The organism is Marinomonas fungiae (genome assembly GCF_001418205.1).
Classification (GTDB): Bacteria; Pseudomonadota; Gammaproteobacteria; order Pseudomonadales; family Marinomonadaceae; genus Marinomonas; species Marinomonas fungiae.
This window is the reverse complement of sequence record NZ_LIQF01000008.1, coordinates 42,872-54,821: the sequence shown is the minus strand read 5'-3', so window position 1 is coordinate 54,821 and position 11,950 is coordinate 42,872. Positions and strand designations below refer to the sequence as shown.

Sequence of the window (11,950 nt, the reverse complement as noted above, 5' to 3'; positions counted from 1 at the left end):
GTTAACCAATGACCTGAATCAGCATGTTCCCTTTCTTTAGCATTCATAATCTACGCTTATCGCAAATCAGGAAGGATGCTATGAATATCGCCAACATTAAAGTCAGTCGCAAGCTATGGGGCTTGATTACCATTTTGGTAAGTTTACTCGTGATTTTTGAGGTTGATGCCTACTATAGTCAATACCAAAGTGCCTTAAATGACCGCAAAGCTCAGGTAAAAGAACAAGTTGAAAATGCCTTTTCACTGCTTCAATACTACCATGATCAAGCACCCGTCATCGGTGAGACACAAGCCAAAGAACAAGCCCTAAAAGCCCTTGCAGCACTACGTTATGGCGATGGTGGCTATTTCTGGATTAATGATTACCAACACACCCTGCTGATGCACCCACTTAAGCCACAGCTGAATGGTAAAGACGTAACAAACACGAAAGATGCCAGCGGCAATTTCCACTGGCAAGCCATGGTATCAGTGGTTAAGCAAAATGGTGAAGGCTACGTTGAATACACCTACAAGGGCCCACAAGTCGATACGCCTGAAGACAAAGTCTCCTATGTAAAAGGCTTGAAAGATTGGGGCTGGATCGTTGGTTCAGGCGTGTTTTACACCGATGTTCAGCAAGCATTCTGGGCGGATGTAAAAATTTCTGCGGCCATTGAAAGCATCTTGGTTCTGCTAGCTCTTACCCTTAGTTGCTTTACTGTCCGCGGCATTGTACGCCCATTAAAAACGGTAACGGATCACTTACAAGTGGTTGCCAGTGGTGATATGACCACTCACCTTGAGCTGAATCGTAAAGATGAGATAGGTATTCTTGCCGATTCCGCTAACCAAGTGTCTCGTTCCTTGGGCGCCACCCTTGGCAATGTCGCAAACGCCATTGAAGAGCTACAAACAGTCTCATTGCAAATGCGCTCCAATACGGTCAACACCAAACAAGGTATGGATGCACAATTTAGCGAAGTAGAAAAAGTGGCTGCGGCGATGAACGAGATGTCTTATTCCATCCGAGACGTTGCAGGCAATGCAAAAGATACCGCTAACGCGACGCAACTGGTACAAGAAACCACTCGCAGTTCGAGTACTGATTTGAATGAAACCAACCAAAACATTCAAAGCCTGACGCAAAATGTGGAAGGCGCGAATAAGGTGATCATTGAGCTACTCAGCCAAACAAAAGAGATCGAATCGGTACTGGGTGTAATCGGCGATATTTCCGAACAAACCAACTTGCTGGCGTTAAACGCTGCGATCGAGGCCGCTCGTGCAGGTGAACAAGGTCGAGGCTTTGCCGTGGTAGCGGATGAAGTACGAACACTCGCTGGTCGCACCCAGAGTTCGACTGTTGAGATTCGCCAAATCATTGAAAAGCTACAACAGCAGTCTTCGGAAGCTTCGAATTCCATGGCAGCCAGCACGAAGCAAGCAGAACTGAGCGCTGAGCGTATGCGCCATGCATCGGAGAACTTGGCCAGCACCTTATCTCAGGTAGACGAAGTATCTAACAGCAGCGTACAGATTGCATCTGCGGCAGAGCAACAGGGCCAAGTCGCAGAAGAGATCAATAGCAACCTAATGGGCATTCGTGAAGTCTCTGAGCGCGTATTGCATGAAGCGGAAGAAGTCGCGCAAGGTTCTGAAATGATTGCCAATATGGCCGATTCTTTGCGCTCTCAGATTCACAAGTTCCGCTTTAATTAAGTGACCTATTGCTGCTAACACGCAATAAAAAGGCGAGCTACTCAACGTAGCTCGCCTTTTTCATAGGCTTCACAAAGGTCTAACTTATAAACCTAGTGCTTTCGCGTGATGGGCCAAATGGTCATCAATGAAGCTAGAGATAAAGAAGTAACTGTGATCGTAGCCAGACTGACGACGTAGCGTTAGTTCGTGACCTGCTTTTTCACAGGCTTGCTCAAGCGCTTCAGGCTTAAGTTGCTCTTCTAGGAAGTTATCCGCTTCACCTTGGTCAACCAATAGCGGTAGACGCTCAGATGCCGTCGCAATCAACTCACAAGTATCCCAAGCTTTCCAAACTTCACGATCGTCACCTAGGTAACCAGTGAACGCTTTCTCACCCCAAGGACACTGCGTTGGGTTAGTGATCGGCGCGAACGCTGACACAGACTGGTAACGGCCTGGATTCTTCAGCGCACAAATCAGCGCGCCGTGACCACCCATAGAGTGACCAGAGATAGAACGCTTATCCGTCACTGGGAAATGTTCTTCCACCAATGTTGGTAGCTCTTTTACCACGTAGTCATACATGTGGTACGTGTTTGAGTACGGTGCCACGGTTGCATTCACGTAGAAACCCGCGCCAGAACCGAAGTCGTAGCTTTCGTGCTCACCTGGGTAGTCTGTGCCGCGAGGACTGGTGTCAGGCATAACGATTGCCAGACCTAGCTCAGCCGCTTTTTTAAACGCACCGGCTTTTTGTGAGAAGTTCTCATCGGTACAAGTCAGACCTGACAACCAGTACAGCACTGGTACGCTTGCGCTTTCTGCTTGGGCTGGCAAAAAGATGGCAAATACCATGTCACCTTTTACAGACAAACTTTCGTGACGGTAACGCTTGAGCCAACCGCCGCTTACTTTCGTGCTCGATAAAAGTTCCATATATCCCTCTTTAGATCAGTAAAAAAAGCCCATCCTATAGATGGGCTTCTTGCTACAAGTAACGCTTACTTAGCGTCAAACTCGATAACAGTACGGATACTCTTACCTTCGTGCATCAAGTGGAAAGCTTCGTTGATGTCTTCAAGCTTCATTTTGTGCGTTACGAATGGATCGATTTCGATCTTACCGCTCATGTAGTCTTCAACGTAACCAGGAAGCTGAGAACGACCTTTCACACCACCAAACGCAGAACCGCGCCATACGCGCCCCGTTACAAGCTGGAATGGACGAGTAGAGATTTCTTGACCGGCACCGGCTACACCGATGATGATCGACTCGCCCCAACCTTTGTGACAGCACTCAAGCGCAGCACGCATAACGTTTACGTTACCGATACACTCGAAAGAGTAATCAACACCACCGTCAGTCATCTCAACGATTACTTCTTGGATTGGCTTATCGAATTTAGTTGGGTTGATGCAGTCTGTGGCACCGAACTGCTGCGCCATTTCGAATTTAGATTCGTTTAGGTCGATCGCGATGATGCGAGATGCACCCGCCATGCGCGCGCCTTGGATACAAGATAGACCGATACCACCTAGACCGAAGATAGCCACTGTCGCGCCTTCTTCAACTTTCGCCGTGTTTAGAACCGCACCGATACCTGTTGTTACGCCACAGCCAAGTAGACAGATTTTGTCCATTGCTGCTTCTGGGTTAACTTTCGCCAAAGAAATTTCAGGTACAACGCTGTACTCAGAGAAAGTAGAACAGCCCATGTAGTGGAAGATAGGTTCGCCGTTGATGCTGAAACGGCTCGTGCCATCTGGCATAAGGCCTTTACCTTGCGTCGCACGAACTGCCTGACAAAGGTTAGTTTTGCCAGATTTACAGAATTTACACTCACCACATTCTGCAGTGTAAAGTGGGATGACGTGATCGCCTACTTTAAGAGATGTTACGCCTTCACCAACTGCTTCAACGATACCTGCACCTTCGTGACCTAGAATCGCTGGGAAAATACCTTCTGGGTCTTCGCCAGAAAGCGTGAATGCGTCAGTGTGACAAACACCTGTTGCTACCATGCGAACAAGTACTTCACCTGCTTGTGGATCTTGTACTTCAACTTCTTCGATTTTAAGAGGTTGACCTGGACCCCAAGCTACGGCCGCTTTACATTTCAACATTGTGAACTCCGTTTTAACTTAACAGTTAGTGAAACAAGTACGCGTAGTGTAATATCAAATGACTATTGCGATAATACTTATTTTAACAAATCATTATTGTCATACAGCAACAATCAGGATTCACCACGCATGAAACAATGGGAAGCAATGGAAGCCTTTGTGGAAGTGGTTCACCAAGGCAGTTTTTCCAAAGCCGCCAGCCGCCTTGATGTGTCGGCTTCACATGTCAGCCGCCTTATTACACACCTTGAACAGCGTTTAAACACCACTCTACTTTTTCGTACCACCCGAAGTATTCGCCTAAGTGAAGCAGGCGAGCGCTTCTACCAACACTGCCGTGACCTACCCAACACCTTAGCCACCGCCGAAGAAGCCGTTAGCGCGTTGAACCAGGCGCCCACGGGCACCTTGCGCATTACCTGCGCCACGACCTTTGGTGAACGCTACTTAGCGCCACTACTGAACGATTACTTATTGCAAAACCCTCAGGTAGATCTAGATTTCCACCTCACCAATCGAGAAGTGGATCTGATCGAAGAAGGCTACGACTTAGCGATTCGCATGGGGGCGTTACGTGATTCTAGCCTACTCTCACGACGTTTGTGTGACCGCGCGGAATACCTTTGTGCGTCCCGAGAGTATGTCGATCAAAATGGCATGCCACATACATTGGCAGAGCTTAACAAACACAAATGCTTGATGGGCTCAAAGACTCATTGGGTGTTCAGCCAGAACGGTCAGCGCAAAGAGGTGAAAGTCTCTAGCCACTGGCGCAGCAATTCTGGCCCAGCCCTGCTCGATGCTATTCGCCGTGGCTTGGGCATTGCTCAGCTACCGGATTATTACGTTAAAGATGACTTGGCATCGGGTAAGTTAGTCTCGCTGCTGCCCCAGTATCAGTACCCTTATACTGGGGTGTGGCTGGTGTATCCACGGGCGCAACAACCATCACCGAAATTAAAGTCTGTGTGTGATTATTTGATTGAGCGCTTTGAGAAGGAGGATATTTTTGGTAGTTGGAGTAAGCGGCCTTAGGTCTTTTGTTAGCAGAACCCAAATCCACTTTTTGCTCTATGGGCAAGCTCTAGAAGTCGCTGCAAAATGGATCTTGGGTTCTTATAAAATCTGCAGATGTTCAAGGGGTCAGATCCCTTCTACAGCGATATTGTCTATCAATTCAACACCATCACACAGGTAAGGGATCTGACCCCTTTTCATAGATATTGTTTGAATTGATCTAAGTCTTTATTCAATCCATCCACTCTTGCAGAAATAATCTACGCTTATTACTTTAGTATAATCTAATAAATAGTGAGAGGGACAGTAATGCGCCAAGTAGATGTTGCCATTGTCGGAGCGGGGTCTGCGGGTTATACCGCGTTAGGTTTAATCAAGCAGCACACGGATAGCTTTGTGTTGATCAATGAAGGCTGGTACGGCACCACTTGTGCGAAAGTGGGCTGTATGCCGTCGAAGGTGCTGATTCAGATTGCCGATGATTTTGATCGCTTAAAAAAGCTGCCTGTAGAAGGCATAGAGGGGGTAGATCAGGCTCGAGTAAACGGTGAAGCCGTGATGAAGCGTGTGCAGACCATGCGCGACGGCTTTGTCGAAAAAACCATTACCCCTTGGCAAAAGCTGCCAGCCGACAAAAATCTCAACGGTCGCGCTGCTTTTATCGATACGAATACGCTAGAAATAACTTATGCCGATGGCCGTACAGAGCAAGTGCAAGCTAAACAAATTATCTTAGCCCCCGGCTCCCGCCCAGTTTTACCCCCCCTTTGGCAAGACATTGAGGGAGTAGTCACTTCCGATACCTTCTTTGAGCAGGCTAGCCTACCGAAAAAAGTCGCGGTCATTGGCCTTGGTGTGATTGGTCTAGAGCTTGGCCAAGCCATAGCTCGTTTAGGCGTCGAAGTCGTCGGTATTGAAATGGCGGATACCTTAGCTGGTATTAGCGACCCAGAAGTGCGCAGCAAAGCTCTTGAACTGATAGGTCATGACTTCCCGCTTTACCTTGGTCAAGCAGCACAATTAGAGTCAACCGAAAACGGCGTTAAAGTGAATTTTGGCGAGCAGAGTATTGAAGTCGATCAAGTGCTTGCGGCTCTTGGTCGCCGACCTAATTTGGACACGCTAAAGCTTGCTAACGCCGGCATTGTGTTAAACGAACGAGGAATGCCTGATATTGACCTAAGCACTATGCGGATTAAAAGTAGCAATATCTATGTGGCGGGCGATGCCACAGGGCAAAAAGCCATTCTTCACGAAGCCGCTGATGAAGGGCGCATTGCCGCCTACAATGTGATCCAAGCCCTACAGCAAGGCGAACCCAAACACTACCAAGCACGCACTGAACTGGGCATGGCGTTTACCCACCCTAATATCGGCTTCTTTGGCAAACGCTTTGTAGAGCTTGATCCTAACCACATTGCCATAGGTAGCTATAACTTCAATATGCTTGGTCGCCCACGAGTCATGCAGGAATTTGAAGGCTTGATTCGCCTCTATGCCGACAAAACCAGCAAATGCTTGGTCGGTGGGGAAATGATCGCACCACGAGGTGAGCATTTACTGCATCAGCTGGCGTGGGTGCATCAACTCAAAGTGGAAGTGGCCGAGATTTTACGCTTGCCGTTTTATCACCCTAATATTGAGGAAGGCCTACGTGTGGCGCTAAGGGACTTAGCGAAGCAGCTTTATAATGAGCCAGTAGAAGAAGTGGTGAAAGCCTAAATCAGAGTATCATTTTAGGCTGGCAATCATAGTCAGAATATTGAGTATGATTGCCAATATCTTCAATTAGCTTTTTTGAAGGCGATTATACTTTATATTGCCACTTTTAATGGCGTCTATAATTTCTCCAATTTTTGCATTATTTGGATAATGACTTCGGTAAATTTCAAGGTTATTCAAAGCCTGCTCAGTGTCTCTCAGATATAAGTACGCCATACCAAGATGTAAATAAGCCTCTTTAAAGCCAGCCTCTGCAGACTCCTTCAAAAAAGGAAGTGCTTGGCTGCTTTTATTCGCCCCCGAAAGGAATACACCGTAAGATAGATTTAGAACCGGGTCACCTGGTCGCTGACTCAGTAAATTTTTAAAGTCCCTGTCGACTTTCTGTGCAGAGCCAGGAATATCAAGGTTATAGGCGAGGCGATTTAACAAACTACTGCGTCTTAAAAGCTCTATCGGTGCATTGGGGTCATCTACCAGCATATCTAACGCACCAGACAGCCTTCTGGCGTCATTTTTAGCGCGCTGCATGTCATTATCGTTATCAAATTGTGGCGGATAGCCGTTTGCATGATTATTTAAATCTTTAATCATTGCATCAATATACATCAAGTCCAAAGCGTGTTTATTTCCGCTTCCAGGTTCAGCCGTAATCAAAATTTTTTTTAGATCGTATACACCATACTTTTCTGCAAAAGAATCATTGGAAAAAAATAGTAGCAGGCTAAAAATCACGATGGCTGGTTTCATATTGATTACAAAGCAATGACGGGGAAGAGGGCTATCTATAGCGTCTAGAGAATTCTTTTTTTTCATGATGGGACATCCTTGTAATAAAAGTCATTGAGCAACACATAAGATCGATGCTACTCAGTAATTGCTCAACATAGGATGATCATATTTGATAATAATTCTTATTTCAACTTAATGCCTTACAGGCGCTTAACGTTATAGGTTTTTAAGGCGCTTTCGATTTGGCTTGCTGGCGTGGTGGACTCGGGAAACAATCCATAACTTGGGGCCATTATCTTAGCCGTTGAAGTGACCATCACCGCGAAAATAGTCTTAATCGGGAAGCTCTCCCCTGCCAACACTTTCAACGCTGCCAGATATTCTGACCAGTGCTCATCTTCAACAGTAATAACCTGTGCGGTGCCTTTTACCTTAAAGCCACGTTGCTCAAAGATATCGATAAAGGACACACAGACATTTGGATTCGCCAAGATATTGCGCTCACTCTCAGGTGAGGCAATATTGGCAATCAGCATCAATTCTTCATTGATAAAGGTGAAAATCTCTTTTGGGGAAACATTCGGCGTCGCCTCCGCTGACACCGTCGCCAACCAGCACAAAACGCTTTTTTCCGAAAAATCGAGAAGATTCATGGCTGCTGCGCTATTTTCCATTACTGATGCCTCTCAAAGTAGCGTTTTTCTTGTTCCAAAATACGGCCGCTGTTTAGCGATGCCAGACTAACTTCAGGTGAATTAGATAGCACACCAATAGTTTGCAAGTGTAAATAACGCATGGCACAGACACGTAAAAACGAGGTGAAGTTATCTAGATCATGGCCCGCTTCAAGGGCTTCATGGTTGAGTCTTATAATCATCTGCGACAGAGATAATTGATCGCGTTGGGCAATTTCCTCAAGCGTGAACCAGAAGATATTTTCTAGACGGATGCTGGTCACCATGCCATCAATACGAATAGAGCGGGTGACGTTTTGCCATAAACTGGGATCGGCGCTTACAAAGAGTTGGCACATGCTGTCTTCCTGATTAGCTTCGCGTGACTTATCAATATAGAGGCAGTATTCGCCAAACACAATTAAGATCGGGGAGAAAATAAGAAGGCACGTCATGAGACAGACGCACCTTTCTCATGCCTATTAGACATTTAACAACGTATAAAACTGCGCTAGCCAAGCTGGATGCGCAGGCCAGGCTGGTGCGGTTACCAGATTGCCATCAGTGACTGCTTGGTCCACAGGAATATTCGCATACACGCCCTTGGCCAATTCGACTTCAGGCTGACACGCTGGATACGCCGAGCACTGCTTACCTTCTAGCACACCGGCCGCCGCCAACAACTGAGCGCCATGACAGATCGCAGCAACAGGCTTGTTGGCCACAAAGAAATGCTGCACCATGGCAATCACTTCTTTATTTAAACGCAAATACTCTGGTGCACGACCACCAGGGATCACCAAAGCATCATAATCCTCTACTTTGATTTCGCTAAAGGTCGCATTCAACGCAAAACGGTGACCGGGCTTTTCAGTGTAAGTTTGATCGCCCTCAAAATCATGGATCGCCGTCGCCACCGAATCGCCTGCTTTCTTATCAGGGCACACCGCATCCACCTGATGACCGACACTTAACAACGCTTGAAATGGAACCATGGTTTCATAATCTTCCGTGAAATCACCGGTGATCATTAAGATTTTCTTCGCTGACATGATGTGTCCTCCAATCGTGTTTCAAACAGAGCCTAGTTGTAACAGCTTAAACCATGGAGAAGGTATTAACCGGTTATTACATGTGGAGGTAAGAAAAGTTAGGCCTCTTTTTTCACGGCGAACTGATGAGTTTCGCTATCAGTGCGAAACAATTTGAATCAGAGACCTAATGCAGCCAACACGCGTGGTTTTATAGTTGAACAGCAGACGAAACCGTACGCTATACGTCAGTGTTTCATATTCTTCCACGCGAATACTGACGCCAAAACAACGATACTGATGGAAACACCAAGGTATAGCGTTTCGATTGTACCGCCAATCTCTACCGCCTGCTCAAGGAACCGAATCACCAAAATCAAAACAGCTACTTGGCTTACCGTGATCTTCAAATCATGAAAGCTATTGATATCCAGAGAGTCTTCAAACCCCTCTTCACCAACAGACATCCGACGGATAAACAAGCGGTACAGACTAAGCGCCATGATCTGAAAAGTGATCGCTATCAGTAGAAGATCCAACAGCTTCAGAAGACTAACCGCAAGATTTTTTCCGGAGTCAGCAGAGGTAGGTATATCACCCACAATATCCAGCGCGGTATTAAAGATTATGTTTACCGAGGCAACATACAAGAGCAAAGATGACACTGCACAAATAATGATTGCCACCCACACGATAAAGCGACTGCTTCTGAAAACTTTCTCGATCATAATATCTCCGGGACGCGTCACAGCGCCAGTTATAGACTCGCAACGTTCTCTTAACCAATTTCACCGGATCATTTACTGTCTTATTAGCTAACGTCCAGATTGTGCTTCTTACAACTTTAGCCACTTTACTAACTCACGCAACCCCAAGAGAATACAGCATTAAAGTGAACCAACAAACTTGTTGTGGACATAAAGCGCCCACACTTGGAAGAGATGGGAAAACCAGAACCCTTGAAAGATAACCTATCGGGATTCTGGTTTCGCCGAAATAATGACACTGACTGATTTATACCGTCGACAACAAAGTCGCGACGATATTATCTGGTTGGTATCATTATTGATTGATAGTGGATATTTAAACTGTATCTGAGCCTGACGCCAAGCTCACAGGAAGCAAAAACGAAACTTTTGATATCCTATACAGTTTCTTTCGCGCTTTTTAGTTAATTCTCGTCCAAAACGTCATGCTCACAGATTCTTTGTCGATAAGCTCCAAGTATTCCAGTGCCACTTTGTTACTTAACCACTGCAGGCAATACTCCTCAGCTTTTTCCTGAGAACTTGCCATCGCCACGTCTGCATAAATACCTTCTGTGCCACGAACGAGAAAATGAAGAACTAGCTCCTTTTGCTGACTTAGAAACTCTACCTCTACTTGATTAGAGAGTTCTATTAGTTCTGCCTCTGTTACGCCGTCTTTTAGCTTGAAGGTCGCAAACTCCATGCCACCTATGCTCTCAATGCTACTATTTTTTATCATGTCAAAACCTCAGTTATTGGTTGAATTCCAACTCTAAGGCTTTACTACTGACAGCACTGTGTCAGTCGGCTTTTGTACTTTTAAACTCAATGTATGCTGATAAAGAAACTCCCTCGGGTAAAACACCTTCAAACGCACACAGTTCTAGCTCGCTTATGCGATCCACCCGAAAATCTCTATAGTCACGGCGTAACATACACCAACTACCTAAGGTCCATATACCACCCCAATAGAACAGCCCTAAAGGGAATATAGTTCTCGACGTTTCAACCTGTGAAAGAGAGTTATAGCTGATAGCGAGCCAACACCCTCTTTCTATCGCTGAATGAAGCATTCCCCACACCTGATACGCCTCAGATTCACGATGGTGTACTGGTACTCTAACCACTCTATCTTCGTTTGAAAGCACTTCCGATCGATTCGGTAATGCCGCTTCGATTTTAGACAATAGAGAATGCGCAGAAGCAGCAAAGTCTCGTCCAGTTAATGATGCAATAAAACTCACTCCGGTGATCAGTGCTTCCAACTCGCCTGGAGACAATTGTAAAGGCGGCAACTCGAACCCCTCTGACAACCGGTATCCAATACCAGGCTCGCCATAAATAGGTATTCCAGACAACGACAAATCATCAACATAGCGATAGATCGTTCTTTCAGACACCATCAACTTTTCAGCCAACTGCTTAGCAGTAAGTGGCTGGTGCCTACGCAGAATATTGGTTAACTGAAATAACCGATCTGATTTTCGCATATTCTATCCTTGATTGTTCAGCGGTCTAACGCATGCCACAACGAACAGTTTCAAGTTGATGCGGCGAAGTGAAATCGGCTTAAATACATTTCAATTGACCGCACTCACTTTAATTGAGCCGAACACACTAGCACTTTTTGAGGTGAGTGGCCCATTAAGTAACTACTCCACCTGATACAAAGCTTCGATGGTGCTGGAAGCCAGCTTAAAATGATTCACCATATAGCCCGTCAATGCCGCTGATGGGGCTTCAGGTAGCTCTAAACGCTGAGACAAAGCATACACTGTGAATCGATAACGATGTGGTTTATCTCCCTTAGGAGGACAAGCTCCACCAAAGCCTTCAACGCCATAATCATTGCGTATTTGCTGGCTACTTTTCGGAGCAAGTCCATTGTCAGGATTACCTGCACCCGCTTCCAAGTGCGTCACGTTTTGTGGAATATTGATCATCTGCCAATGCCACCAGCCACTACCACCTGTCGGTGCATCAGGGTCATGCACTAAAACCGCATAAGCTTTAGTACCTTCTGGCGCCCCAGACCAAGACAGCGCGGGAGATTTATTGCCCCCTTGGCAACCAAAGCCCTGAAATTCCTGCTGTTGGCTCATGGGTTTACCATCAGCAATGTCAGAGCTGGTTAGAGTGAACGACTCCGCATACGACACACTGCAAGCCGCCATAAGTGATAACCCGATTAAACTGTTTTTTAAATTCATCATGCTA

At 46.1% G+C, this 11,950-nt stretch carries 14 protein-coding genes; 4 read left to right on the top strand and 10 right to left on the bottom strand.

The genetic code is table 11. The annotated features are described in order from the left end of the window. Positions 1-80 precede the first annotated feature (80 nt). A complete protein-coding gene (locus ASC49_RS12795; protein WP_055463641.1) occupies positions 81-1,703 on the top strand; it encodes a methyl-accepting chemotaxis protein in 1,623 nt (540 codons plus the stop codon). Positions 1,704-1,787: 84 nt separating this feature from the next. Here the strand turns inward: ASC49_RS12795 and fghA are convergent, their stop codons facing one another. After that, positions 1,788-2,621, bottom strand: a complete 834-nt coding sequence (gene fghA / locus ASC49_RS12790; protein WP_055463640.1) for an S-formylglutathione hydrolase — start codon at positions 2,619-2,621, stop codon at positions 1,788-1,790. A gap of 65 nt (positions 2,622-2,686) precedes the next feature. Further along, a complete protein-coding gene (locus ASC49_RS12785) occupies positions 2,687-3,805 on the bottom strand; it encodes an S-(hydroxymethyl)glutathione dehydrogenase/class III alcohol dehydrogenase (protein ID WP_055463764.1) in 1,119 nt (372 codons plus the stop codon). A gap of 132 nt (positions 3,806-3,937) precedes the next feature. Here ASC49_RS12785 and ASC49_RS12780 point away from each other — a divergent pair, with 132 nt between their 5' ends. After that, complete coding sequence (locus ASC49_RS12780) at positions 3,938-4,843, top strand: LysR family transcriptional regulator (protein ID WP_055463639.1); 906 nt, start codon at positions 3,938-3,940, stop codon at positions 4,841-4,843. Between the two features lie 291 nt (positions 4,844-5,134). After that, the gene (locus ASC49_RS12775; RefSeq protein WP_055463638.1) at positions 5,135-6,547 is read left to right on the top strand and encodes a dihydrolipoyl dehydrogenase; all 1,413 of its coding nucleotides are present in this window, start codon (positions 5,135-5,137) and stop codon (positions 6,545-6,547) included. 66 nt (positions 6,548-6,613) lie between these two features. Here the strand turns inward: ASC49_RS12775 and ASC49_RS12770 are convergent, their stop codons facing one another. The 5 genes from ASC49_RS12770 to ASC49_RS12750 form a co-directional block, all read right to left on the bottom strand. Then, the gene (locus ASC49_RS12770) at positions 6,614-7,363 is read right to left on the bottom strand and encodes a tetratricopeptide repeat protein (protein WP_055463637.1); all 750 of its coding nucleotides are present in this window, start codon (positions 7,361-7,363) and stop codon (positions 6,614-6,616) included. 116 nt (positions 7,364-7,479) lie between these two features. After that, the gene (locus ASC49_RS12765) at positions 7,480-7,953 is read right to left on the bottom strand and encodes a pyridoxamine 5'-phosphate oxidase family protein (protein WP_245624714.1); all 474 of its coding nucleotides are present in this window, start codon (positions 7,951-7,953) and stop codon (positions 7,480-7,482) included. After that, positions 7,953-8,408 (bottom strand): ribbon-helix-helix domain-containing protein, encoded by a 456-nt coding sequence (locus ASC49_RS12760; RefSeq protein WP_342667542.1) that lies wholly within the window; start codon positions 8,406-8,408, stop codon positions 7,953-7,955. The genes ASC49_RS12765 and ASC49_RS12760 overlap by 1 nt, the downstream gene beginning before the upstream one ends. A gap of 27 nt (positions 8,409-8,435) precedes the next feature. Next, on the bottom strand, positions 8,436-9,005 hold the full coding sequence (locus ASC49_RS12755) for a DJ-1/PfpI family protein (RefSeq protein WP_055463636.1): 570 nt from the start codon (positions 9,003-9,005) through the stop codon (positions 8,436-8,438). A gap of 227 nt (positions 9,006-9,232) precedes the next feature. Continuing rightward, positions 9,233-9,712, bottom strand: coding sequence for a YqhA family protein (locus tag ASC49_RS12750; protein WP_055463635.1), 480 nt, complete (start codon positions 9,710-9,712; stop codon positions 9,233-9,235). 213 nt (positions 9,713-9,925) lie between these two features. On the opposite strand from ASC49_RS12750, the gene ASC49_RS20065 reads away from it, so the two are divergent. Then, entirely contained in the window at positions 9,926-9,997 is a 72-nt protein-coding gene (locus ASC49_RS20065) for a type II toxin-antitoxin system RelE/ParE family toxin (protein ID WP_245624718.1), read from the top strand. A 154-nt stretch (positions 9,998-10,151) separates the two neighbouring features. Here ASC49_RS20065 and ASC49_RS12745 read toward each other — a convergent pair whose 3' ends face one another. The 3 genes from ASC49_RS12745 to ASC49_RS12735 all read right to left on the bottom strand — a co-directional run bounded on the left by ASC49_RS12745 (position 10,152) and on the right by ASC49_RS12735 (position 11,946). Continuing rightward, complete coding sequence (locus tag ASC49_RS12745; RefSeq protein ID WP_055463634.1) at positions 10,152-10,472, bottom strand: hypothetical protein; 321 nt, start codon at positions 10,470-10,472, stop codon at positions 10,152-10,154. 61 nt (positions 10,473-10,533) lie between these two features. After that, the gene (locus ASC49_RS12740; protein ID WP_055463633.1) at positions 10,534-11,223 is read right to left on the bottom strand and encodes a helix-turn-helix transcriptional regulator; all 690 of its coding nucleotides are present in this window, start codon (positions 11,221-11,223) and stop codon (positions 10,534-10,536) included. Positions 11,224-11,385: 162 nt separating this feature from the next. Continuing rightward, positions 11,386-11,946: a YbhB/YbcL family Raf kinase inhibitor-like protein gene (locus ASC49_RS12735; RefSeq protein WP_342667541.1), complete on the bottom strand. Its 561-nt coding sequence runs from the start codon at positions 11,944-11,946 to the stop codon at positions 11,386-11,388. Positions 11,947-11,950: the final 4 nt, after the last annotated feature.